This window comes from Nitrosomonas marina (assembly GCF_900110145.1).
In the GTDB taxonomy this organism is placed as follows: Bacteria; Pseudomonadota; Gammaproteobacteria; order Burkholderiales; family Nitrosomonadaceae; genus Nitrosomonas; species Nitrosomonas marina.
In genome coordinates, this window is sequence record NZ_FOCP01000001.1 from 202,516 (window position 1) to 228,705 (window position 26,190).

Annotated in this window: 14 protein-coding genes; 4 read left to right on the forward strand and 10 right to left on the reverse strand. The window is 49.0% G+C overall.

What is annotated here, in order from left to right; all coding sequences use genetic code 11:
• Positions 1-105: 105 nt before the first annotated feature.
• The 3 genes from BMX44_RS00960 to BMX44_RS00975 all read right to left on the reverse strand — a co-directional run bounded on the left by BMX44_RS00960 (position 106) and on the right by BMX44_RS00975 (position 4,754).
• Positions 106-1,560 (reverse strand): eCIS core domain-containing protein, encoded by a 1,455-nt coding sequence (locus BMX44_RS00960; RefSeq protein WP_143056859.1) that lies wholly within the window; start codon positions 1,558-1,560, stop codon positions 106-108.
• Positions 1,561-1,810: 250 nt separating this feature from the next.
• Entirely contained in the window at positions 1,811-3,346 is a 1,536-nt protein-coding gene (locus BMX44_RS00965) for a SulP family inorganic anion transporter (protein ID WP_090627090.1), read from the reverse strand.
• 511 nt (positions 3,347-3,857) lie between these two features.
• Positions 3,858-4,754: a hypothetical protein gene (locus BMX44_RS00975; protein WP_090627093.1), complete on the reverse strand. Its 897-nt coding sequence runs from the start codon at positions 4,752-4,754 to the stop codon at positions 3,858-3,860.
• A 998-nt stretch (positions 4,755-5,752) separates the two neighbouring features.
• Between BMX44_RS00975 and BMX44_RS00980 the strand changes: the two genes are divergently transcribed.
• Positions 5,753-8,461 (forward strand): cation-transporting P-type ATPase, encoded by a 2,709-nt coding sequence (locus BMX44_RS00980; RefSeq protein WP_090627095.1) that lies wholly within the window; start codon positions 5,753-5,755, stop codon positions 8,459-8,461.
• A gap of 209 nt (positions 8,462-8,670) precedes the next feature.
• Here BMX44_RS00980 and BMX44_RS00985 read toward each other — a convergent pair whose 3' ends face one another.
• The 3 genes from BMX44_RS00985 to BMX44_RS00995 all read right to left on the reverse strand — a co-directional run bounded on the left by BMX44_RS00985 (position 8,671) and on the right by BMX44_RS00995 (position 13,244).
• A complete protein-coding gene (locus tag BMX44_RS00985; protein ID WP_090627096.1) occupies positions 8,671-9,363 on the reverse strand; it encodes an NAD(P)-dependent oxidoreductase in 693 nt (230 codons plus the stop codon).
• 73 nt (positions 9,364-9,436) lie between these two features.
• Positions 9,437-12,097, reverse strand: coding sequence for a calcium-translocating P-type ATPase, PMCA-type (locus tag BMX44_RS00990; RefSeq protein ID WP_090627098.1), 2,661 nt, complete (start codon positions 12,095-12,097; stop codon positions 9,437-9,439).
• Between the two features lie 49 nt (positions 12,098-12,146).
• Positions 12,147-13,244 (reverse strand): glutaredoxin family protein, encoded by a 1,098-nt coding sequence (locus BMX44_RS00995; protein WP_245738775.1) that lies wholly within the window; start codon positions 13,242-13,244, stop codon positions 12,147-12,149.
• Positions 13,245-13,445: 201 nt separating this feature from the next.
• Between BMX44_RS00995 and BMX44_RS01000 the strand changes: the two genes are divergently transcribed.
• From BMX44_RS01000 to BMX44_RS01010, 3 genes are all read left to right on the forward strand, one after another.
• Entirely contained in the window at positions 13,446-14,102 is a 657-nt protein-coding gene (locus tag BMX44_RS01000; RefSeq protein ID WP_177167627.1) for a Spy/CpxP family protein refolding chaperone, read from the forward strand.
• Between the two features lie 240 nt (positions 14,103-14,342).
• Positions 14,343-14,852 (forward strand): protein tyrosine phosphatase family protein, encoded by a 510-nt coding sequence (locus tag BMX44_RS01005; protein ID WP_090627259.1) that lies wholly within the window; start codon positions 14,343-14,345, stop codon positions 14,850-14,852.
• A gap of 517 nt (positions 14,853-15,369) precedes the next feature.
• Positions 15,370-16,782: a sigma-54 interaction domain-containing protein gene (locus BMX44_RS01010; protein ID WP_090627101.1), complete on the forward strand. Its 1,413-nt coding sequence runs from the start codon at positions 15,370-15,372 to the stop codon at positions 16,780-16,782.
• A gap of 61 nt (positions 16,783-16,843) precedes the next feature.
• Here BMX44_RS01010 and BMX44_RS01015 read toward each other — a convergent pair whose 3' ends face one another.
• The 4 genes from BMX44_RS01015 to BMX44_RS01030 all read right to left on the reverse strand — a co-directional run bounded on the left by BMX44_RS01015 (position 16,844) and on the right by BMX44_RS01030 (position 26,143).
• A complete protein-coding gene (locus BMX44_RS01015) occupies positions 16,844-18,118 on the reverse strand; it encodes an eCIS core domain-containing protein (protein ID WP_143056860.1) in 1,275 nt (424 codons plus the stop codon).
• Positions 18,119-18,156: 38 nt separating this feature from the next.
• Entirely contained in the window at positions 18,157-21,855 is a 3,699-nt protein-coding gene (locus BMX44_RS01020) for an eCIS core domain-containing protein (RefSeq protein ID WP_177167628.1), read from the reverse strand.
• Between the two features lie 46 nt (positions 21,856-21,901).
• Positions 21,902-22,675, reverse strand: coding sequence for a hypothetical protein (locus BMX44_RS01025; protein WP_090627106.1), 774 nt, complete (start codon positions 22,673-22,675; stop codon positions 21,902-21,904).
• Between the two features lie 444 nt (positions 22,676-23,119).
• Positions 23,120-26,143, reverse strand: a complete 3,024-nt coding sequence (locus BMX44_RS01030) for a DUF6519 domain-containing protein (RefSeq protein WP_090627108.1) — start codon at positions 26,141-26,143, stop codon at positions 23,120-23,122.
• Positions 26,144-26,190 lie beyond the last annotated feature (47 nt).

Genomic DNA, 26,190 nt, shown 5'->3' on the forward strand with positions numbered 1-26,190 from the left:
ACACCAAGGAAAACTACACTCATGGGAGCCTTAGTTTGTTGAAGAGGAAGTCCAACCGAGAGTTTAGCGAACGGGTGTCCGGCAAGCTAGAAGCTGATCTGGCTATTACTTATTGTCCAAAGCAATCCACAACGACATAAATTTCCTCGCCATGTCGGCAATCTCAGCTTTCATCCGTTCATGTTTTTCATTGTCATTCTCATCGCCAATGGCTACTTGACGATCTTGCAAATAGAATTGCAGCCATCGTGTCGCCAGACTCAGGTACACTTTCATTAATGCACTTGGCTGTAGGTTGGAAGCTGGCTCGACACCTTTGCGGACGGTTTCATCCTTTATGAATTTTTCTTCAATCACACCATTGATGATGTGCTCTGCGACTGGTTCCGCTACGCGTCGACTTTTTACTGATGAATGTGCGTTGATGTAGGTAATTAACTGTTTCTTTAATTCCTTATACACATTCTCGTTACGAACAAAACTGAAATATCCGTGTAGGTCCTTAAGCAATTGAGACTGTCTATTGGAGGGTAATTGACGGTCCACGAATAAATGCATATGCAACCCTTCGTGGAAGAGCGTACGTGAAAGATAGGTCGTATCGCCTTTGGCCAAATGTGGCGTGATGACAATCTCCATAGCATATATTTTCTGGTTATTTGCGCCTGTTTTCGCATTGGTATTGGCAGTAAACTCCGCTTTGCTATGACCGCCTTTGGCGGTACCGACTTTAACTTCCAGCATAAATTCATAAACCGTAGTCGCGTTGCCATCCGTGTGCGTCTCTGTATGAACTTTATGACTTTTTCCATCTACTGGTGCTTTTGAAAGCATTTCTTGCACCAATTTAGGATCCCGCCCCTTGAGCAAGTCAACCGCTTTCCTGATATTCTTTACCGGATCAACCTGTTTATCTTTGTTGGGCTGACGTTGGACCCGATGGGCAGATGGATTATTGGTTCTGCCACCTCTGGTCTGCTGGATAACGTGAGTCAGTTCATGCGCCAACAAGTGTTGGCCTGATTGAGTCTCGGGGGAATATTGACCATCGCCAAAAAAAATATCCTGACCTACCGTGTAAGCCTTGGCATTAATTGCTTCAGAAGAGTCATTTGCAGATTGGTCATTATGAATACAGACATTGCCAAGGCTTTGTCGAAAACGCGATTCCATCAAAATGCGAGTTTTTTTATCCAGGGGTTGGCCGGGTTGCTGCAGGGCTTGCTCAACGACCTGTGACACAGCATCTGACTCGATTATGTTTGAAGAAGGATTTACAGGAATAGTGGCATTTTCCATCCGCTGAAGAATTCTTGTCGCCGAGTTAGGGTTATTGCCGGTCACAATATCTGCAACCTGATCAGCTTCTTGCTCAAGTTTATTCGAATGAGTTTCTGAGGCATGTTTTGCTTGATGCGTGGAGGTATCCAGGAAACCGCCGTCGGTCAGTTGATGGCGCACGTCCTGCTGCTTTGGCCTGGTATAGGACGGAGAGCATTTAACTACCGGGCGTCGACTGAAGAGCGATTTGGAGCGACGCTTCCATGCAAAATCAGGCATAAGTTTGTTTCTCCAGCGCGGCAGTTTGTGAAGTTTCAAATAACCGCCACGTCTATGGGATATACGAAAAATAAACGCCTTTTTCAAGTCTTGAAATTATCAGACACCCAAAATCCTGTCAAACTGTACAAATAAGTTTAGCGTCTTATCTGCTACCCTTAGGTGATGTGGGGGACACAAACAAGAAAATAACCTAGCTTCATTCCGATTGAACAAACTTGATCTTTTTTTGTAGCTGCGCAATCTCCCGTCATTTTTTTTCAGGCAAGTGGTATCGCCCTTTTTCCGACCTGTCGTATGTGAAGCGCAGTCGGGAAGCATCCATCTCGAGCTCTCCCGTTGCGCCTTCCCTTTTTAGCCGCTCAGTCTCCAGAAAATCCATACAAGCGTGATCTATGTAGAACAAGCGACTGAAGTGGACGATCACATGATACTCTTTTGGCAGGCTTTCCAACGTGGACGCAAGCTTCGGTAGCGTAACTACGGTAGCGGCTCCAGACAAATGGACATCGATTTGTTTTTCTTCTTCATCGACCTTTGTCTCAATACTTAGCGCCGAAAAGGTGAATATCAGGCGAATCAATGATGCACCCACGCCTAGCAGCACGCCGGTCAGAAGATCTGTCGCGACTATTCCGGTTAAGGTTACAAAATAGATGATGAGCGCAGGCCTGCCATATCTGGCAAGGTTTTTGATGATTACCGGGTTGATCAGTTTGTATCCGGTAAATACCAGTATGGCCGCCAGTGATGCCATCGGAATGAATCGAAGCAGGTGAGGAAAAAGCAGCACAAAAACCAACAACCAGGCTCCATGACAAATTGCTGCTACACGGGTTTGGCCACCAGCCTTTATGTTTGCAGAACTTCTTACTATCACACCCGTCAAGGGAAGCGTACCAAGCCAGCCGCACACTGTGTTTCCCACACCTTGCGCAAATAATTCCTTGTCATAGTCAACCTTGGCGTCCAAACGCATCTTGGTCAATGCAGATGCGCAGAGCAAAGTTTCGGCACTTGCAATCAGTGCAAGCCCAAAAACAAATGGCAGAATATCGGGTTGAAAAACCTGTAGCATCCTGTCCATCGAAGGCCATGTGATTAGAGTCGCAAACGAATCGGGAATGGAAACTTTTTTTACCGGCAGATCGAAAATCAGAGTAACCAAGGTGCTCCCGAAACCAGCAATAAGCGGTGCGGGGATCATGCTTAGTGGATTACGCTTAAAAAACTCCCAGCACCACATAAAGATAAATGTTCCCAAACCCAAAACGCCAGCCAGGATAGCTTCCGACCCTTGTCCATCCGGAGTAAATGTTTTCAAAAGCGAATGAGGGATGTAAATCAAATTCTGAACACCATTTCCATAGGGGTCTCTGTCCAGCATCACATGAAACTGGCTCGCGAAAATCAGTACTCCGATCCCTCCTAACATTCCATGAATTACTGCTGGACTGACCGCCCTGAACCATTGTCCGAGTTTAAAAAAACCAGCAATTACCTGAAAAAAACCGGCCAGCAATACCACTGGCCCTAGCATTTCTATACCGTGGCTTTGGACAAGTTCATACACGAGTACGGTAAGACCGGCTGCTGGACCGCTGACCTGTAGCGGAGCACCTGCAAAAAAACCCACGACCAGACCGCCGATGATGCCAGTGATGATTCCCAGCATCGGAGGAACACCGGAAGCGATAGCGATCCCCATACAAAGCGGCAACGCAACAAAAAAGACTACGATCGAGGACAAAAGGTCCTTGTGAAAGGTCTGTTTGAAATACTCCATAACCAAAGGGTCAAGCCTGTTTATTAATTTATTCTCTTTCTAATGCACCAGCTCTGCCAAGTGTCTATCGGGTATCCTGTCTATGACAACGATCAGAACAGGTGGGACACAAACAAGAAAATATCATTCTACGGACCTCAACTTGATCGTTGATATCAGCGGGCCGGAACATCCACGCAGTCCAACCATTCATTTTCAGAAACAGAAGAAACCGCTTGAAATGGACATCTTGCTCATCTTTCGCAATATACCATTCGCATGAAACGAAAGGTTAAACCTATTCACTAATATTTTCTCTACTCTACTACCAATTCCACCAAATGTGAAATGGATCCACTGGATAAAATACCCGTCAAAGGTAGACGGGGCATCAATGAGAAAATATCAGTACCCTGTTTTATCAATAAACAGATTTGACCCTTATTTTTGACCCTTATTTATTTCTCCTATTTGTCTCTATTTGACTCCGGTTGAACGCCAACCAAACCAAAGAAAGAAATCAATACAGTACTTACTTTACTATTGCCAATTCTGCGATACGCCTGCCCGTTTGTAGTGATTTGGCCTGAAACGCTTCAATCAGTGTATCGACCGTTTCAGTAATAAAAAGCTTTCCCTCGGCTGTCTGATAAAATTGAATATATTCATTCAGTTCCATATTGGTTAGCTCCTGGTATGAGTACGCCATGATGAAAATCACGCCTTGATAGGTTGTATCTCGAATTTCTATTTTTTGTGCGCTGATATTTGAATCAAAAGCACTCATCGCTTCGGTATCTCCGTTTACCTTCCCCATCAACAAAGCGCGTCTTGTGCAGATTGAAAGCTCAGTCACAAATTCTGTGGTCCGCGTGACAGCTTCAAGATCCTGCAATAATCGCAAACGGTTTGTTGACAATGGTGTACGGACCAGGTTTTCGATAAATACTTCCAACGCACCGAGATCGAGCTCACGACTTTCGATTTGAGTGATCTTCTGCATCAAAGGTGTGCTGTACATTTGGACTAATGTTTCCAATTGCGCGTACTTAAAATTCTGTTTTAGCGAATTTCGAAGCTGACTTAGAAAAAATTCAGGTCTATAGATTTCCGTAACAATTTTTTCGATTTCCTCAACAAGGATTGGATCATCGGGTTTCTTAGACGACTGATGGATATCTTCTAATAATTTTTCGCCGACATGATCAATCTGTTTCCGTAAACCGGAGACTACGATGATTTTGTCGATCAATACGTCTTGTGACGCGCCTGAAATGATTGTCGGTGATGGATTAATCGCCGCGTTGGCTAACGGTATGGATAGTGCGAGCTGTTCATTCATCCGGGTTTTTCCGGTAAACAGGCCGGCAAGTGTCACGAAACCAATTACACTTACAATTATAAAAATCTGTTTTATATGTAGCTTCATAAGGTCTTCCTCATTAAAAAGGGTGATTATTTTATAAAACTTAAACTAGCCACACGCTGAACAAAGCGCCGAACATGACTGAATAACTATTCATTGATTAACGGCCACTGAGCTGCAGGGCTGGAGTTTCTTTTTTTGTTTAAAACCAGCCAGCATTTAGACGTGAGATATAAAGCTTTCATCACCAGAAATATTCAATAGGCAGCACATATGGTCAGGTCTGTTTATTAATTTATACCTAGTTAAATACATCTTCTGTCAAGAGTAAATCCGGCATCTCATATATGAAACACGGTTCAAAAGCAGGTGAGAAACAATCAAGAACACATATTAGGTCTACTATTAAAAAACAGACTTGACACTTATTCTGAAAAAGAAAAGGCGGATCTTGTAGCCTTCCCGGCATCGCTGTAGCGTGGTATATAGTCAAAAAGCTACATCACTTAATAATGCGGTAGAGCGAATAGGATTTAGATCGCGCGCGGAACGCGTTGCGATCTAATCATTTATTGGACGAAATCGGTTGTTGCATTTGTTATGGATATTTCTCCGGGCAGTTTTCCCGGACTGTGATATCTCGCATGATCTGGAGAGCAGATCGTTAGGTGGTAACATTACATTGCCGTTTTTTGGGAGAATATGAAAAAATGGTCAAGTCTATTTTTTAATTGAGTCATGACCTTATGCATCAATTCTTCCAAGTGTCAATCGGGCATCTTGTATATGACACCGATCAAAAGCAGGTGGGAAACAAACAAGAAAACATCAAAAATTTATTATTGGCAAACAGATTTGATGCTAATTTATCCTTCTCTATCACTTCATAGTTCTTCGGCGAAATACCGGTAGTTTATTATTTCAGAGCAGACATTTTTCAACACTCCGCTCCACTCAACCCTAGATAGTTTTGCACGCTGATTGACAGATTACTATAAAATATAAGTGGGCAGGTAAGGCTTTTAGCTTTCTTGAAAAATGAATAATGATCGATATTTGTCATGCCGGATGATCAAACAGAAAAAATAAAATTAGCCTGGCATAACCAACCCTCCGAGAAAACGCTTGGCGCACTGGAAACAGTAGTCACGGGACTAAGCCAGGATGAAGCAGAAAAGCGACTGAATAGCTACGGCCCTAATCACCTTCCAGAAGCGGCTCGCCCAAATATCCTTACGCGCTTCTTGTTTCAGTTTCATAATATTCTGATTTATGTTCTTCTCGGTTCCGCTGTTATCACGGCAGTATTGGATCATTGGCTGGACACAATTGTTATTCTGGCGGTTGTAATTGCAAATGCTGTTATTGGCTTTATTCAGGAAGGCAAAGCTGAAAAAGCCATGGAGGCTATCCGCCACATGTTGGCTCCGAGTGCCAGTGTGTTACGTGATGGTCAGCGAAGAAGCATAGATGGGGAAAAGCTCGTGCCTGGCGATATTGTACTATTGGATGCCGGAGATAAGGTACCAGCTGATTTACGCCTGTTGATCGCACACGGTTTGTCGGTACAGGAGTCAATTTTAACAGGAGAGTCCATTCCTGTAGAAAAACACATCAAACCAGTTGCAGAAAACGTCCCGCTGGGTGACCGTTCCTGTATGGCCTTTTCCGGCACACTTGTAACATCTGGTCAGGGAAAAGGTGTAGTAGTCTCCACAGGCGCTGCCACTGAAGTCGGACGCATCAGTGGACTGCTTTCCGAAGTAAAGATGCTCACCACGCCATTAGTGCAGCAGATGGAAGTTTTTGCAAAATGGCTGACGATCCTGATTCTGTTAATTGCCGCCCTGCTGCTGGCCTATGGTTATTTTGTCGGCCACCATGATTTCGCGGAAATGTTTATGTCCGTTGTAGGATTGTCTGTAGCAGCGATTCCGGAAGGACTTCCTGCTGTGCTGACGATTACATTGTCGGTTGGTGTGCAGGCTATGGCGCAGCGTAATGCTATTGTACGCCGCTTACCAGCGATCGAAACATTAGGCTCCGTATCCGTCATCTGCACGGATAAAACCGGTACCCTTACTCGCAACGAAATGATGGTGGTATCGGTTCTTAGCGGTCCTCACCTGTTTACTCTGGAAGGCGATGGTTACACGCCAAATGGCGCACTCAAGTTGGAAAATACACAAATCTCGCCTTCCGATCATGCCGTACTTGAAGAACTTGCTCGTGCCGCCGCGTTATGCAACGACGCTCATTTACATGAACATGAAGGGGTATGGAAGATAGAGGGCGACCCAATGGAAGGTGCGCTGCTAACCTTCGCCGGGAAAATCGACGTGAATACCCGCAGAGAGCAGGCGGTATGGTCACGAACCGATATCATTCCCTTTGATACCAAGCATCGCTTTATGGCAACGCTCAATCATGACCATGAGCATCACGCTTTCGTGTTTGTCAAAGGAGCACCTGAGCAAATACTTGCGATGTGCTGCGACCAACGGAGCATGGACGGAAAAACGGAACCGCTTCATGCTGATTACTGGAGCAAACGGGTGGAAACACAAGCGGCCCTCGGACAGCGTGTATTAGCCTTTGCTGTAAAATCAGTTAGGCCCGGGCATACTGTGCTGGAACATGAAGATTTGAATCAATCGCTTACGCTGCTTGGCATGGTGGGGATGATCGATCCACCACGCACGGAAGCAATTACTGCGGTAAGAGAATGTCATGACGCAGGCATTCGGGTGAAGATGATTACCGGCGATCACGCAAAGACTGCAATGGCCATCGGCAAACAGATTGGCTTGCGAAACCCGGACCAAGTATTGACTGGAGCCGATCTTGATGGCATGAATAATGCCGAATTGCGTGAAGAGGTGCAGAACTGCGACATTTTTGCCCGTACGAGCCCGGAACATAAACTGCGACTTGTTATGGCGCTGCAATCGCAAGGTATGACGGTAGCCATGACCGGTGACGGAGTTAATGATGCCCCTGCTTTAAAACGCGCAGATGCTGGCATCGCAATGGGAAAAAAAGGCAGCGAGGCCGCCAAGGAAGCGGCGGAATTAGTTCTAGCGGATGATAATTTTGCTTCTATTGCCGCCGCCGTACGGGAAGGCCGCACCGTCTATGACAATATCAAGAAAGTCATCAGCTGGACACTACCCACCAGCACAGGCGAAGCAATGGCGATTATCGTGGCGTTGCTTGCGGGACTTACCTTACCTATTACGCCAATTCAGATTTTATGGATTAACCTCATTACCGCCGCAACGCTGGGCATTGCACTTGCTTTTGAGCCAACGGAAGAAAATACCATGCGCCGCCCCCCGCGCCCACGTCATGAACCGTTGCTAAACGGTGAGTTAATATGGCATATCGTGCTAGTTACAATACTTTTTCTTTTTGGTGTCTACGGTGTTTACTATTACGCCATTGATCGCGGTTATTCTGTCGAGCTTGCACGCACCATCGTGCTTAATACGATAGTGGTGATGGAAATTTTCCACCTGTTCTTTATACGTAACATCTACGGTACGTCATTGACATGGACAGCAGTTCGCGGCACAAAAGTCGTGTGGATAGTGGTGATTGTGATTTCTATCGCGCAATTTGGCATTACCTATCAGCCGATACTGCAATCCATTTTTGCCACTCGCCCCATTCCCTTCTGGGACGGTATGCTTATCATCGGCATAGGTGCGGCGCTCTTTGCCATTATTGAAACAGAAAAGCAGATTCGTCTGGCAGTAACACGATGGTAAGTAATTTAGGACTGGCATAAAAAACAGATCTAGCGGTGAACGATCAGGTCAATTGATTAATTTACCCAAAACCTTATGTATTAATTCTACCAAATATCAATCGGGCCTCTGGTATATGACACCAATCAAAAGCGGGTGGGGAAACAAACAAGAAAAAATTATAGATTTATTGTTAATAAAACAAACTTGATGCTAATTTCATCTTTCCTTCAGGCTCCACTTTGCGAAGAATACACCGAGGCAGAACGTGATTGACAACTGACAATCGCTGGAGCCTCATGTATCAGCGTATCGTCAGTCAGAGCGTGAACCATGAACTGTGCAAAATCTCTTCGACGTGTGTGGTTGCTTCTCAGTACAAAATCCCCAACATGTTTGCTCCATACCGGGAGGCCTTCGCTCTCTCCTTCTTCCAAATCACTACCTCGAACCACTGTCCAGTTTCTTTCGCTAGAAAATATCATTCGACAGGCTTCGACTTGATCGTTGATATCAAAGAGCCGGAGCATCCGCGCAGCCCTGCCACCAACTTTTAAAAGCAGAAGAAACCACCTGGAGTAGGCGTCTTGTCCATCTTTTGAAATATGCCATCCGCATGAAAAGACAAGACGAGTTGCAGGATCTGTCAAATCCAGTACTGCCTTAGCGGTCCCCGAAGAATAGTTGTCGACACCCCAAGGAACAAGAACCGTGAGAACACCATCGCAACCTTCAACAGCCTTTTTTATCACCTCTCGATCATTCGTAAACCCTGGAATGATTTTGATTCTTCCCTTATATGCAGCGAGCTTTTCAACACTCTGATGTCTACATACTCCAACAACATCATAGCCTCGTTCCAAACAATATTGGAGCATGTATTGTCCCAATTTACCGGAAATTCCAACGATACAGATCTTCATTTCACTTCCTGCATTGTTAAGGCGTCGGCAAAAGGTTACAAAAGACAAACACAATGCCCAAGTCATTTGTTTCCTACACCCGATTATCATACAACCACCCGCCTCGCACCATCCATTTCTCAATCTCCACCACTGCAAATACAACCGATGCAAGCAGCACGCATAGCATCAGATCATCAAGCGGCAGTGGCGCGGTTTTGAAGATGTCGTTCAGGAATGGCGTGTAAATAACAGCCAGCTGCAGCACTACGGTCAACACGACTGCGCCGATCAGTTGCGGATTGCTGAACAGGCCGATGCTGAACAATGAATCGCGCTCCGACCGGATCGCCATGACATGGAACAACTGGGCAAATGTCAGCGTGGTAAAGACGATCGTTTGCCAGTGTTCGATTTGCCGGTCGATGGCCCAGATCTGCGCACCGATGGATAGTACGCCAATCAGGATACCGATGAAGACGATATGCTGCCACATGCCGTGCGCGAAAATATTTTCCTGCGGCGAACGCGGGTCCCGCTGCATCACCTTACGTTCCGCGGGTTCCGATGCCAGTGCCAGGCCGGGCAGACCGTCGGTAACGAGATTGATCCAAAGGATATGAATCGGCAACAGCGGCAACGGCAAACCCAGCAGCATTGCCAGCACCAGTGTCCAGATCTCACCGGAGTTGCTGGTCATGGTGTATTTGATGAATTTGCGGATATCATCGAAAATCCGCCGCCCTTCCCTGATTGCCGAAACGATGGTAGCGAAGTTGTCGTCGAGCAGCACCATATCGGCCGCTTCGCGGGCAACATCGGTGCCTTTTTTGCCCATGGCCACACCGATACCGGCGCGTTTCAACGCGGGCGCATCGTTGACGCCGTCGCCGGTCATCGCGACGAACTCGCCCTGCTCCTGCAGTGCTTTGACAATACGGATTTTTTGCTTGGGATTCACGCGCGCATAGATACGCAGGTCGCGCGCCTGTTCGTCAAATTCTTCGTCTGACAGTTTCTTCAGTTCCCGCCCGGTCATGACGCGATCGTGCTCGTCCGCGATACCGAGCCGGCGCGCGATACTGCGGGCCGTTGCCGGATGATCACCCGTGATCATCACCGGCACAATTCCTGCAGCCAAACAATCCGCAACAGCCTGCGCCGCTTCCTCGCGCGGCGGGTCCATCATCGCCACCAGTCCCAGAAAAGTCAGTCCGGTTTCTATCGTATCGGGCGAGCGGTCCTCGGGCAACTCGGAAAATTCTCGGCAGGCTACAGCCAGCACACGGAAACCTTCCGCTGCTAACGCTTCCGCCTGTTCCTGCACCCGGTTCTGATCCAGATCACGATTGCCTGCGCCACCGAGTACATCGCTGCACATATCGAGTACGGCTTCGGGTGCACCCTTGGTGAACGCCACGATACCGGCATCACTCTGATGCAGGGTTGTCATGCATTTACGGTCTTCATCAAAAGCCAGCTCTGCCACCTGCGGCAGCTGCTTTAGCAACGCAGCCTTGTCAAAACCGGCCTGCTGCGCAGCCTGGTACAGCGCCACTTCGGTCGGATCGCCGGTCACCGATGCCTCGCCGGATTCTCCCGTATTTTCAGGATCGCCGGTCACGGTGTTATTGAGCGCCAGCGTCTGCCCAAGCCGTTGCCAGAGTCTGCTGCCGTCATTCGCGTCAGGCAGCTTTTCTACTCGTCGATCATCGGCGAACAGCGCTTCCACACGCATGCGGTTTTGCGTCAGCGTACCGGTTTTGTCCGAGCAGATGTACGTGACCGAACCTAGGGTTTCCACGGCCGGAAGCCGGCGCACCAGCGCATTCCGGCGGCTTAATTTGCGTGCACCAAGCGCCAGCGATATTGTCACGACCGCAGGCAAGGCTTCGGGTATCGCAGCGACTGCAAGGCTGACAGCGGTGAGAAACATCAGCAGCACAGGCTGGTCCTGCAACAGTCCGGCGGCAAAAATAAAGATACAGACAATCAGTATAGCCACCGCCAGATGCCTGCCGAAACGGGCCAGACGAATCTGAAGCGGCGTTCTGGCGCTCTCTTCTTTTTTAAGCATTGCCGCGATATGGCCCATTTCACTGTCCATGCCGGTGGCGACCACAATCCCCTTACCATGACCACGCGTCACCATGGTGCCGTTAAACGCCATATTCCACCTGTCTCCCAACGTCAGGTCAGGCTCTTCAAGCACATCGGGCTGTTTTGATACCGCATGCGATTCGCCGGTCAGCGCGGATTCATCGACCTGCAACTGGCTGGCGTCAGATAAACGCAGATCGGCCGGCACCACGTTGCCGGCTTCCAGCAACACCAGATCGCCAGGAACCAGCCGGTCTGCAGAAATGGTTTCAGTTTTTCCACCACGAATAACAGTCGCCTCCGGCGCGGCCATTTTCTGCAGCGCGGCAATCGCCCGTTGCGCACGATACTCCTGCACGGTGCCTATAATGGCATTCAGAATGACGATGACAACAATGGCTATTGAATCGCGCAGTTCACCAACCACACCTGATACGATCGCAGCAACCACCAATACCAGAATCATGAAATCTGCAAACTGAGCCGCAAAAATATACAGTGGGGTTCGTTTTGCGCCGCGCTGGATGCGGTTTGGCCCATGTATTTTCAGGCGTTCGGCTGCATTGTCGGCAGTTACGCCGCCGGTCAGATCGGTTTCAAGCGATTGCGCCGCCTTCTCGGCCGACAGGCAATGCCAGGGACTGTTTTGATTCATCGCAGGCTATTAAAATATCAGTGAAATCAAAAGATCGTATAGATACAGGCTACATCAGCAAATCGGGTTTCGCAATCAAGACGCAACCCAGCCCCAGCATAACGACGCCGCTGATCAGTTTCAACCGGCGACCAGCCTGTTCTGTCAATTTGCGGTTGCTCAGGGCGATAACCGCTACCGTGACCATAAGCGCATCATCCGCCAGATAGGCCAGGATATAAAGTCCCAGATACGCGTAATAGCCGGTTGTGTCCAGCCCCTGTTGCGCCAGTATGGCGGTATACACGGCCGGAAAGCCCGCGGTACATAGCAATTCGATGAAATTAACCAGCACAGCCAGCGCCGCAACGCCCGTCATGGAAAGCACCAGCCTGTCTGCTGCGAGCACCGCTCTCATGCGTGTGTACAACCCCGGTTTTGCGGCGTCCGGTATCGACAAGGAAAAACCCTGTCGCCAGACAAAAGAATCTTTAACATTGAACCCGCCGATAGCAAGTGCAATACCGCCCAGTGTCCATCGCAAGGCGGCCGAAAAGCCGACCAGGAGAAAAATATTCAGCCAGGTCGCCATGAATGCATAGTAAACGGCGCCGCTGGCAAGTACAAAAGTACCCGCGATCAGCGCCATTTTTTTGCGGTCCTGCAGATGAACCAGCAGCGAAAGCAAAAATAAAAGCACCCACATGGCACAGGGATTAAATCCGTCAAGCAGACCAATTGCCACCGTGAATAACGGCAGGCCCAGGCGATCTACATGTAGCGTTCCCAGTAGAGTCTTATCCACATGGTCCTGCTCGATTGCCGTCTGATCAATGACGGCCGTCAGCAAGACGCCTGCATTTTCAGGATTATCGAAACCTACCGTCAGTTGACCGTTAAACTGGAATGTTGGCACTCCCGGCGGCCAGGCACCGGCCATTTGCGAATAACGCAACAGTCTGTCGAGCGCTTCGGAATCGCGGTCCACCCAGTAGTAAACAATTTTCAGCCAGGGACGGTCTGCTTGAAGTTTTTCAAGGAATGCTTTCGCTTTCGAGCAGTGGGGACAGCCTTCTCGCACGAATACCTCAAGCACATTATCGTTAATGGTCAGCTGTGCCTGCTGCTGTTCGTTTGCGGCATACAGCGGTTGAACAGATAGCAGCACCGACAGGCAATAGCACAGCATGAATATTGTAAACAGCCGGCACAGTTTCAAAAGATTATTGATGATGTTGCTCCCTTGTATGAATCCATGCAAAACCATTGAAAATATATTCAACAAACGTTTATTATGAATGACAGCAATAATTTATATAAATTGCTGGCACCCGAATATATTTATCCCGATTTAGAGGAGAACCATACGATGCTCTACAGAAATCCGCTTGTAATCACGCTGTCCTGCTTCGCATTTTTCATTTTGTCCGGCCCGGCTTCACTTGTATCCGCCAGCCAAGATGCTGCTTTACTTCAGGAAAACCATAACCGTTTTCTGCTTGCGGAAGCAAACCATCACGGTCATGACAAGGAGACGAAACACGCCAGTAACAAAAAGGATGTCGAAGGCCACGGCAAAGACAGTCACGACAATGATCATAACAGCAAAAAAGACGACAAGCATGGCGGCAAAAAAGGCGGCATGAAAAAACATATGCACGATTACGCGCACCTGATTATTCCACATGCCGACAAGCTGAAACTGACCGATGAACAGCTCGGTAAAATAACCCGCCTGCATCTGAAACATAAAAAATTGCACAAAAAAGTCAAAGATGCATTGCAGGACAGTATGAAAGCATTCAAGAAAGCAAGCCTGAAGCCCGGCACGAGCGATGCCGAACTGCGCGATCTTGGCAAAGCGGTAACAAAAGCTTTTAACGATATGATTGAACATCACATCAAGGAGCGCAACGCAGTACATACCGTATTGACCGAGACGCAGTTAAAACAGCTCAACTCGATCAAGATCAAACATGATCATGAATCACATGACGATGAAAATGGTGGCCACGGCGGTCATTGATACCGGATAAATCGGACACTGACACCTGTCAGCGTAGTACGGCGGCAGAGCATATCGATGTACTGCAGATCAATTGCCCCTGTGGCCGCGCAGTCAGAATTCTGGCATAACATATGCTTAACGGCATTTGCCTGTGCACCAGGAGGCTCGGGTTATAATACTACAAAGGTGGCAGGAATTGACTTATCATCCATTTTTCAACGATGCACACGATTCAATTACAATAAAACGAGGCTTATTATGAAACATGCTTTTATAATCATTTTGTCAATGATTACACTGCTTTCCGTTACAGCATACGCCGGGCGGATTCCTTTTGGCCATCAGGTCGAAACTGTCCAAAACTACAATCGTGCAGCACCACAAGTCGCCACATCCGGACTAATCGGCGATGGCGGCGCACCCGTACTGGCGGCACATGGTTTCAAAACCGTGATTGACATGCGCACTGCCACTGAAGGTACTCGCGAAGAAAAAGCGCTGGTCGAGGGTGCTGCCATGGTTTATGTCAACATACCCATGACGGTCGCAAATATCAGTAAAGAGCACATAGCAACATTTACGGAAGCCATGAAGAAATCACCCAAACCGGTACTGGTACACTGCGGGTCCGGTAACCGTGCGGGAGCTATCTGGGCAAGCTATCTCATCAGTCAGGGCACCGACATGGAAGAAGCAATTGAAGCCGGCCGTAAAGCTGGCATGAGACCCCCATTGGAAGAAAAAGTCAGAGCACTTTTTGCAGAGTAATGTAGCGAACCGTTGAAAAGCGATCAGCCGGCATGTCCGGCAGATCTGCTCAATAATGCGTGTCCCTTTTGTTTGGTCCCGTCCGATCTTCCCATTAATCCTCCCAACGTTTTCATTGGACAGCGGTAAGCGCGTCGGTGAATACCGTCACTATCATTGATGCATTTGATTCCAGCCGATTTCTTTCGTAATTACAAGAATCGCCGTCGCCCGCATGATCGTCGGAAAAATTTTTTATGTATACCGCGTCAAATCTTATCCATGATGACGCTCGCCGCACATCTTGCAATATTGACAGTATTGCAGATACTCGATATGGTTGAGTAAGGTTTGGGAAGCAGGATTTTGTTTCGAAGCTGATTGAATCAGCAGACTGGCATTCTCATTCAAGAGTGTCTTGGTATCGAACATTCACAGATATGCCTGAACCTGTTGCGATAGCACAAATGAATCGTAATCGATGTAAGTTGATATTGCCCGTAACCAATTATAATTGTGCTGGGCTAAAAGGATCTTTATGGATAATTTGAATATCATCTCATTTGAAAAAAAAAGTCCTCTCCAAAGCTCCTTTTTTTCAGTTTTATCGCAGACCGATTACAACGTTATCAAACTCAAGGACAGCCGCCTCATTCAGAGGTTGACCTCTGATCAGACCGATGTCAATGTGTTTGTATTCGACGACCCAAGCACATGCAGCCAGCATATCCGTCAGATTGCCACCGAAATCATCAAGCGCAATTGTCTGTCAACCAATCTGTGTCTTTCGTACACTTTGCCAGTAACAAACTGCGATACATTTTTTTCACATTTTGATGACCTGTTGTTCTGGCCATTTGAACAACAGGAGTTAGACCTGCGAATAAAACGATACCGTTCACGTCATAAACAATATAACTCGATTTTTGAGAGAAAAGTGTTCGATGATTTCGCATCATTAAATCTGATCGGACGTTCTCCGGTTTTTACACGAATGCTTGCGTTGATCAGGCGTATCGCACAATACGACGCGCCGGTGCTCATTGAAGGCGAAACCGGAACGGGCAAAGAGAATGTCGCCCGGTCGATACATCATCTCAGCGACCGTCGTAATCACAACTTTGTACCGCTGAACTGTGGCGCCATTCAGGACAACCTGTTTGAATCCGAATTATTCGGGCATGAAAAAGGCGCTTTTACCGATGCAAAAACCCGTCAGGAAGGATTAGTCAGTATTGCAAACAACGGTACGCTGTTTCTGGACGAGGTAGACTGCCTGTCTCCAAAAGCACAGGTGGCATTACTGCGTTTTCTGCAGACAAAAGAATACAGGCCTGTCGGATGCAGCCGAACTTGCACATCCAACCTGAGGATAGTGGCAGCCACAAACGCCGACTTGCTGAACAATATCAGTCATCATCTGTTTCGCGAAGACTTATACTTTAGACTGAATGTACTGAATATCAATCTGCCTGCATTACGCGAAAGAACAATAGACATCCCCATCATTGCAAAAAAACTGCTATCGGACTACTCCAGGCAATATGGACTGTCACCCAGGAAACTTTCGAAAGAATCGATCAATACCCTGATGAAACAGCCCTGGCCCGGCAATATCCGCGAACTGGAGAATGTGATATTGCGCGCATGCCTGTTATCGGACGATCCGGTCATAAACATTGCCCTTGATCAGCAGCACATGCAGGAGTTTGAAGATTTAAGTAAACTGGCACATCAAGAAGGTACTGCCGAACTCAAGTTTCAGGAAGCAAAATCTATCGTGATACAAAACTTTGAGCAGGATTATCTTTCAAAAATTCTCAACATTACCGATGGAAACATTACGAAAGCGGCAGTTATCGCCGGCAAGGAGCGCAGGGCCATCGGAAAATTGATCAAGAAATATAACATGGACACACGCTGTTTTACGTCAAAACCAAGCGAAATCTGACGTTGTTTCAGCTTCGATTTCATCGACACTCTTCTAACTCAGGCCTTGATTGCCGGCTGAGTCAAACGAGACCGCGCACTGCATTACAGTAAGTTTCTGAAACATTATTATTGGTACAGGCAGTAAGACCGCCTTCAGCAGCAACGTGACGCAACGCACCGGCGATATGCCATATTTCATGCGCGATATGGTTACAGTTGCCATTGGGGTTAGGCTGATTGACCGCGATAAAGAACATCGAGGGCCCCGTATATTCAACATCATAGTCGTTGCCGCGATCATCCTGTCCACCAAGAATCGTTGTTCCACCGCCAGTTCCTTCGACTTCGTCGACGACCAGTAACGGAATTCCTCTGGCACCGGCAATGAGATCGCTTTCACCGATTGTTTCCTGCGGTTCCGGCACATCACGTAAACCAAGGGCGCTACCGGCCGGCCGCGGATGCCTGCTGGCCGTTTCAATAGTCGAAGCATTGGGAATCAGCGTCCAGTTGAAGTCAAATTTGAGGTTGATGCAGCAGTTGCGCAAAATGTTTTTTGCGCCATCGATAGCGGTGCGCAAATGCTGCATGGTTGCCCGGTTTGCGCGGCGCGCAAAAAACACTGTCACCCATAAATCATGAATTCCACCGGCGCAATCCTCGCAGTTACCATCAAAACAGCTGCGCTGCACCGGTTCGCCTGGCAATTTTCTTTGCTGGATAACGTGTGTCAACTCATGTGCGAGTAATTTATCACCATCTCGTGTACCCGGTCTGTACTGTCCTTCGTTGAACACAATATTCGGTCCCAGGGTATACGCACGTGCGTTGACAGCACTTGCCAGTCTGACAGCGCTTTTGCCGGTGTGAACACGTACATCGTCGAAACGATGACCCATGCGCGATTCAAAAAAATTACGCCGTTCAGCGGACAGTTGTTTACCCGTTCCCGATTCAGGCAGCATATTGCCACTCAATCTTGCTGCTGTGTCGCCAGTTGTTCCCGTGTCCGGTTTAAGCTGCATTTCCTCCTCACATTCCTCGCACATGCGCTGTATGCTGCGCGCACCGTTTTGGAGACGACGCACATTCTGGCAATTCATACCCGCTGCGCCGCTTGAAACGACCTGTTCAGCCACCCGGTCCGCTTCCCGCTCTGATTGGTCCTCCGGTCTGGTCATACCAATCTTGGGTTGAATTCTCCGGTCATGAAGAAACGACTGCACAATAGTCGACTGCCCTCTATGCACGCACTGAACCGATTGTCTACCCGGTGTCTTTCCGAATATTGCCGTCGGCACGGATTTCTTTCGCATCATCATTTCCATATGCGCCACTCCAAATGTCTGTTCCAATGACAGGCATGCAGTTAATGAGCAAACTTCGTATTTGTCTACCCTAAACGGCCGCCTGCGATATTTGCTTCGTCAACATCGCCTGCCGGTTCAACATCCTCACCGGGGTTCTGAGCAGGCCTTTGAAAGACAGGAAAAATAATTCCCTGCCCCGTATCTATCATGCCCTCCCTGCAGTTATCCGGCAACAACAGGACCGGTTCCCCGCGGGCATTGAAACTGCAGGGTTTTTTCAGGACATTGATATGGAACACATATGCGCCTGAGGGCAAACGCTCGCCGCGTAAAATTTCCATATCGATAAAAGTTACTACCGGTTCGTTGGCAATGGTTTTACCAACAAAAACTGCATTTGGAACCGTATCGCCGATTTGCAAGAACAATGTACGGTATTCAGGATAACGCAGTGTCGGTCCGGACGAGATTGTATCCAGCACATCGTTGTAATCACCGCTCCTGAGTTTTTCCACATGGAAATCCACTATCACAGCATTGTCGGCCTTGAAGCGGTTGCACCGGTCGACGTCAGTGGGGTCGGGCACGGTAATATGCGGTGGCGCAGGTATATTGCCGCATTCGACCGGGCTGATTGGTATCAACATACCGTTGATGGAACCACCTTCGCATTCAGCCGCATACGTGCCTGGCAGATTGAACTGAGTCAATGGCAGATCAATAATCGACAACAGGCCGCCCGTGTCGACAGTAGCCGTCCCGGCAAAATCCGACAGCGAAAACCGGTCATTAGCATCGCCATGCGCCAGTTGCCGCTCCAGCGTATAGCTTCGGTCCTCGGAACCTCGCACCACAGTAAACGCACAATTGGTATTGAGCCCGACGAAAGCAAACTTGCGGAAAACCGTTGTATCATCTTCATCTTCCGACCGTGTGCCGACATTGATAAAAGCCATTGTAGCGCCACAACCGCCCATGGTATCGGCAATTCGCTGTGCCATGCCCGGCAGTGCGGAATACGATGCCCTGCCAACTTTAATCGTAAAGTCTTCAAAACCGGACAAACGCAAATTTTCCGAGCATTCATCTTCACACTCACGCTCCGGTGGCGGCGGCAATGCTTCAAGTGCCAAACAGCGGGCGTTAGCCACGGAAAACAGCCTGCCGCGTGCCGTTCTGGTAGCTCCGCCATCACAAGGAAGCCCCCACATCGGTACTGTTTTGCTGAATCCGTCACCATTGATTGTCAATTCTTCGCGGTTGGTGCCGCCTATAATCGTAATACTGGCCCAACCGGAAAAATCGGAGCCATTCAATAACAGACCTGCCTCGTCAGTTTCCAGCTGTTTCGGGATTTCCAGTGTAAAGGGACGGCTGACCAGCAGATTACCACCTATGGGTGCTTCCGCCGCGCCGCCGATTCCACCGCCAAGAAAAAGAAAGGGGCGCAGTATGGGCTGGTCCAGGTCCTGGCTGCCAATTACGATTGCGCCCCCCCCCAGCAACGCTTCGATACCAAAAAAATCCAGCACCCATTCGAGAACCGCTGCAAATTTGGCAATACGTTTGATTTGCTTGATCGCTTCGACAGGATCGCCGGATATGCGCACCATGGTGGCGACATATTCCCGTGCGGCGGCCTGACGCACCTCATCGGGACAATCTTCCTCGGTGTCCGAAGGGTAACAGTTTTCACTCACGGGTGGCGCCGGAACCACGCCGCATTTTACCGGTCCGATCGGGCGCATGACGCCAGGCACTGCTTCATGGTCCGGCAGGCAACCGGCGTTGCTCCAGTCACCGCGCAGACCTATCAGATAAGCAGGCAACGCCGTTGTGCTGGCTTTGCGCAAAGCATTGCCACCACTGTCCGACATTAGCAGCACAACACCCTGAAAATCTGAATGGCTACCCGTTGCCGTCGGGTTTGTTGCAGCCAGTTGAATCTCTTCGGGCGTTCGTACCGGTATGAATTCATCCGGCAGATTATCCAGACGAAAGAAACAGCCATCCAGTGTAGGCAGTTGCTGTTGCCAGATAAATTCCCGAAATACAGGCTGTCCCGGATTGCCGAAATTGCCAATATTCACTCGCATGGCCATACTGCCCGCGCACGCAATTTTGGCGCGGTACGCTGTGGAGGCGAGCGTTTTATCGGCATCGCCGCAATCCTCATCGCCATTCTCGTCAGCGCTCAAGTCGAGAATCACTGTTACCTTGCGCGCCTTGCGATCTTCCACATTGTCGACCGGCAAACCAGCTGCAGCACGGCGCAGCTGCGCGATTCGCTCACCCAGCGCGGAGGCGGAATGATCAAGAATATCTTCAGCGCGAATTCCTTCATCAATTAGTGTTTCGCGTACGCAATGCGTTCGTCTTGCGGACAATCCCAGATTATAAGTGTCGCTGGCAGTTGTGCTGGCCTCTCCAACCAGACGGATATGCATGCCAGCAGCATCGGGAAAATCCGCCTCAGCATCGCGTACTGCAGGAAGAATCGTATCGCGGATAAACCGCCGGTGCTCGGTTTTAACAAATGACGCGTCAATGTCGAAATTCTGCAATTCCCAGGATTTGAACGCCGGAAAAAAAGGAAATAATGGCAACACCTCGGTTGCTGGTACTGCTCTGGCTTCTCCCGGACCTTCTTCGGCTTCACCATAACACTGTCCGACTTCTTCGGGATCGGCTGCCGGATTGACCGAATCCAGTTGCAAAATCACATCCATCGCGCTGAGTGTGGCCGGTCCGACATCACCATCGACCACCAGTGGCTCACCATTGGCATCGGTATGACTACGCTGAAACTGCTCAACAGCGGCATCTGTGTAGCGACCGAAAGTCTGTGTAGTCATCTCGCCGCGCACATTTGCACGATCGAAGCCTGAGCAGTTGGCGTTCAACAGCAACCGCTGAATCAGTTCAACAGCGGCGCCGCTGTCTCCGCGTTCTACGATCTGCAAGCGTCCCGGCCCGTCAAAAACCGACTGGCGCACATTCTCAAGTGTGGGATCAAGTAAGAAATCTTCGGGATCAGGGCAGTCTGGCGTATCGGGGTCGGCAGCGGCACACCCCGCATCACCACAAGCCCGCTGAATCAACAGTCTGCTACCTTGCTGCTGCAAAGTATGGACCAATTCATGGACAATCAACAGTTTCCCGGGACGCGAATAGGGCTGATATTCCCCATCGGCAAAATAAATGTTGGAACCAAGCGTAAACGCCCGGGCACCAAGTTTTGCGGCCATGTGATCGGCCCGTCTGTCCGTATGGACACGGACTCGGCCGAAACCGCTGCCTAAGCCCGCTTCAAAAAAACCGCGGTTTTCTAGCGGCCTTCCCCCGAATGAACCTTCGGATAACAATTCCGACGCCCATGCCAGTTCCAGATTCGCCTCATCACGCATTTCCTGATCTTCTTCATCCGGTTTTCGCTGCAGTTCTTCCTCACATTGACTGCATGCACGCTGTACCTGTGATTTACCTGCCGATATATCGTTTTCAATAACAGGCGCAACTGCCTGAACGGAGCTTTCATCTGCCGTAACAGCGTGGTTGACAAACTGATCGGCGATACGATCAGCCTCTTTCTCGAACTGATCGTTTGGCTGTCCGATTCGAAGTTTGGTTTGTATGCAGCGGGATGTGCGCAGAATATCGGCCACCGCACGCTGTTGCTGCGCCTGTGTTCGCTGACGGTTTGTCGCAGTTTTAGTCTTTTCTCTGGCAGTTGCTGGCTTAGCTGCGTTTTTTACCGCTGTCTCCACATCTAACCTCTTCAAATGGAATTACCATTCTTGAGCCCCGACATCGCGGGCTCACGACGGATTAAAAATGACCCGAAAGACCGACACCTGCACTCACTTGCCTGACATCGGTCAAATTGTCGGGATCGGCAGTCAGATCAAGCTGAAAATCCAGATTCAGTCCATTACCCAAAGAAACGGGAATATCGAGTTCGAGCACACCATTCTGAAAAAAATTGTAGGCCTTTAATCCACCACCGGTTCCATAGGACAAAACACTGGACAATGTTTCGTTGGTACCGAAAAATCCGAAACCGGTCTGCAGCAGATTCACACCCAGGCCATATCTCAGGAACGTGTCCCACATTAAATCGTCATCTCCGGGATACAGTGATGCTACACGATAAAACCGATGTGCATTTACCCGGAGATTATCATCGACATCCAGTTTCAACGCAGAAACAAGGCAGGGAAAATCGGGAAACTCCGGGCTGGCATGACACCGACTGGTATAGGTCGAACCGTTGCGCGGCGCTGGAACCGAAGCTGAAGGAGCATTGTTTTCCGATTTAGTCGGACCCGATTGGTGCTGCCGTTGAATAATTGTTCCTATTATTGATGACACCACAGCAGAATTTTGTTCCTGTTGTACGGCTTGCGCTGCAGTATGGTCTGCTCCCTGATCGTATCGATCATTGGGTTGGCCGATCCGGATTTTAGACTGGGTTCTCTGTTTTCTGAGGAGAGACTGCAAGGATTCAGAGTGGCGGAGTCTTGACTGCGGGCCCGATCGTCTCACCGGTACCGAAGCCGAAGCGGGTTTGATCTGTTTTCGTTGGTTATACGCCTGCATCATCAAGTCACCTCTCAAGTTGATGATGATTGATAACGTTACGACTCCGACATACCGGCATGGTCAATATGCCAGGGGCTGGGAAAGTCACCTGCAACCCTGTCTGATATCAAGAAAGATTAAGACGCTGCATGCATATGGGGGGAGAATGAAAAAGCGAACCATTAGCTGCCTCGCTTTTTGCAATCCGATCTCTCAAATCACACTTAAGGGTATTGAACCCCACATCAAGTCCGTTAAATGCCTGTAAGCTTCAGAACCAAAGCCTCCTCTGTGTACTAACTCTCACAAAACCCGTTCTCAATCTGCCTATACCAATAGGACTGGCGCGTGTTATATCATACTACTCAATCATTTAAAAAAGTCAAGCTTTTTGTTGCTTTAATCATTTCACTTCAATTTCCCAGCCTGTTTCCCGACAGGAGTGGTCGCAATTCGTAACAAAATTTATTTTAAATTATTAGTTTTCATAACCGAAGACGGCGCCACCACGGCCAGACTGGCCTGTGGCATCATGTTATCTGCAACCATCCACTGATTATTGATATCCGGATTGGAACCGATCGGATGTACTCTGACACCAATGGTACAGTTGCTCATATAGTTTTGCCGAACAATAAACATACGCCCCATTGTGCCAAAAATCCGAATACCCTCAATCTCGGTCTGACGACTAAATGAAAAACGCTGAATAGTCATATGATTATCAATAATCGATAAATGATTGCAGTTGCCGCAAAAAATTCCACCTCTGCGATGGACCGTCACTGGCGGCAGCAATACGTGGATGGTATTGCCTTCTATTGTGACTCGACCCGCTTGATAGCGCTGATTTCCGCTCTGTTTGCGGTCGCTGACACCGATGTGTATGCCTTCCTGGACGCCATCCAGAGAATTATTCAAAATACGCACATCCTTTGCAGTACGTCCACCACAGACAATACCTTTATAAGCGACAGACGGATTCTGACTGCCTAATGCGGTAAACCAGTTTTCAAATGGAAGAATACCGGCACGATAAACCGGATCGGTCAGTACTCTGGCAGCAATTGTTCTAGCGGCATTTAACAATACCTGATTACTGGCAACTGTGTTGGCGCCCAGTTCCCGGGTCAGGCTCGTTTTCCAGACATTACCGGCCACAGGTGATTCAATCATGATGCGGCGATTGCTGTTGGCTGCATCCATTTGAATATTCTTCTTCCCGGCAGCGCGTGTACTCTCAAAATTTCTGACTTCGCCACTGTTGATCAGCAGACGCCGCGCTCTTGCGGCAAAAAGCCTGTCGCTTAACTGGGTCTGTAGTGTCCAGCTACGCGGTTTGGGACGTGTTTTTATATGATTGTCCCGAACCGTCAACCGCTCCATATTCAAAAACAGCATACCAATCTGCTGGTGCCCCACATCGCAATAACATCCCTGGATTTGCGCCGTGCCTGTTTGCGAATCGGTATGCCGTACTGTTAAACATGTTGCTCCAGGCCGAGTACCGGCCGCATTACGCAACGTCACCTGATTCAGGTGTACTTGCGCACAGTTTTGAAACGTCAATGCGCCATTAAGTGTTTTTAATTCTCCGGAGTTGCCGGCCGAGCGGGCCTCAACATACATGTCACGTATCGTAACGCTTGCGCATGACTCGAACCATAACGCCGTTTCACCTGTGCTGGTGACAATGCGCGTACCGGCGCCTGCCCCGGATATTTTCAGATGGCCCTTGCCCTGTACCTGCTTTTCCGTCGATAGCTGATACTCTCCTTCGCGAAAACACAACGAAGCATCCTGATTGTCAACGATCTGGTCAAACACGGATTCCCAGCCTGGACGCGGAAAAACAGTATATGTCGCACATCCGTCAATTTCGCGTTGACATAACAGGTTCAATGCATCCTGAACACTGCGGATTTCAGGCGCCTGCAATGACTGGCAAAGCGTTTCATCCTTAATAACCGGCAACGTCGTCGCCGCATGATGACATAACAGAGCGTCGATAATCTGTCTTAAATTGGCCCGCGCATTCGAACCGTCTGGAAAATCAGTCCCCAACAATTGTGCAAGCAGGCTGGCAATTGTAGGCTGGGCGTTGTCTCCACAGTCAGGTACGCGATAACATACATCCCCGGCCTGCAAATCCGTCAATGGTGGAAATCCAAAACGCTGGCAAATCAGACTCTCTTCCGGCGCAAATATACCGCCGCTTATCGTACCCAGCAACATGTAATGATGATGAATGCCAGCAGGTTCGGCAGTCGACAACAATATTTCACCCGCCACATTGACCGCCTGCCGCACCACCGCGTACCAGAAATCCCCGGCCAGCATCTGCCAATCGGCAAGTTCTATGGTCAATGTCATGACGTCATGATTGATTGCTACCGTACTGCCTTCAATCACATGACCGTGGGCATCGGCGCTTGAGCTGGTAGACAGCGTTACGCCACGGTCGGCTCCTCCAAGCAGCACCCATTCAGTACCGGATTTTTCGAGCTCACAATATCCGTCCCACCGGCGCACTGCGGTGAAACCCGAAGGTGCCGAACCTGGATATCCATTGACCAGTTCGCCACGGACCGGTGTAAAGGCCGTTACCAGATGTTTGCCTAAATGCTTTTCGCTGTCATAGGTCTCGGGCGTCAATGCATCAGGATCGGAGTAACCGTCAAAAAACTCGTACACCCAGTTACTGGAACTGAAACCGGGCGGCTCGTCGTCAATTATGTGCTGTTCCGCACCATTTTCCGAAGACCATTTGAGTACCACACGCTGCGGCTGTCCGCTAGTGCCATCGAACTGAACATGGTGTACTTCTACTCGAAACAGGTAATTTCCAAGCTTGTCCTGCAACACGATCTCATCAGCACAAGGGTCGCATGGGTCAGGTTCGGTGCTGCCCTGGCGCACCGTCAATGTCAGTTTTGCATTACCCACAGACGGGTTTTGCACATTGTCCTCAGGATCTACACCGGTTTCGCACCACTTGACCTGCGCCATCGTTTGCGTCCGCGTACACGTATCTGCACCCTGCAAGCCCGGATCGCGCAGATCAGTATCTTCCAATGCAATAACGGTGCGTTCCCAGATGTCGACATACAATCGATAATCTCCGCCTGGCAGCGCCGGAGCACCGGGAAAATCTGCCTGGTGCTCATATTCGAAAACAGTTCCACTGGCATCCGACAACGTTGCTGCAGGATCCGGACGCACCTGCGCAATCAAACCGTCAACATAACAATAACCCCACTGCAGTGCATAACTTCTGCTGCCATCCGGGTTTTCGGTAATACCGACCAACCCTCGTTCTCGAGGCGTGCCACTGCCGATCACATCGATCAGGGCATCGGTCACTCTGCTTTTATCAATATCTGCCAGCTCATTCCAGTCAGCATCGGTCAGCATTCTCCCCATTTGCTGGTAAATACCGGAATATCGCTTTTTGGCATCAAAACTGTTTCGTGATATATGTGTTTTCATAGTCAGAATTCCGTTAGTAGCAGAATAAAACGCCAGGATCGATTTCT

What these genes read in the sequence shown, in the direction of transcription:
- BMX44_RS00965 (WP_090627090.1), bottom strand. Translation starts at nt 3,346, where the DNA reads ATGGAGTATTTCAAACAGACCTTTCACAAGGACCTTTTGTCCTCGATC.
- BMX44_RS01010 (WP_090627101.1), top strand. Translation starts at nt 15,370, where the DNA reads ATGGATAATTTGAATATCATCTCATTTGAAAAAAAAAGTCCTCTCCAA.
- BMX44_RS01005 (WP_090627259.1), top strand. Translation starts at nt 14,343, where the DNA reads ATGAAACATGCTTTTATAATCATTTTGTCAATGATTACACTGCTTTCC.
- BMX44_RS01025 (WP_090627106.1), bottom strand. Translation starts at nt 22,675, where the DNA reads ATGATGCAGGCGTATAACCAACGAAAACAGATCAAACCCGCTTCGGCT.
- BMX44_RS00980 (WP_090627095.1), top strand. Translation starts at nt 5,753, where the DNA reads ATGCCGGATGATCAAACAGAAAAAATAAAATTAGCCTGGCATAACCAA.
- BMX44_RS00975 (WP_090627093.1), bottom strand. Translation starts at nt 4,754, where the DNA reads ATGAAGCTACATATAAAACAGATTTTTATAATTGTAAGTGTAATTGGT.
- BMX44_RS00960 (WP_143056859.1), bottom strand. Translation starts at nt 1,560, where the DNA reads ATGCCTGATTTTGCATGGAAGCGTCGCTCCAAATCGCTCTTCAGTCGA.
- BMX44_RS00985 (WP_090627096.1), bottom strand. Translation starts at nt 9,363, where the DNA reads ATGAAGATCTGTATCGTTGGAATTTCCGGTAAATTGGGACAATACATG.
- BMX44_RS01030 (WP_090627108.1), bottom strand. Translation starts at nt 26,143, where the DNA reads ATGAAAACACATATATCACGAAACAGTTTTGATGCCAAAAAGCGATAT.
- BMX44_RS00990 (WP_090627098.1), bottom strand. Translation starts at nt 12,097, where the DNA reads ATGAATCAAAACAGTCCCTGGCATTGCCTGTCGGCCGAGAAGGCGGCG.
- BMX44_RS01000 (WP_177167627.1), top strand. Translation starts at nt 13,446, where the DNA reads ATGCTCTACAGAAATCCGCTTGTAATCACGCTGTCCTGCTTCGCATTT.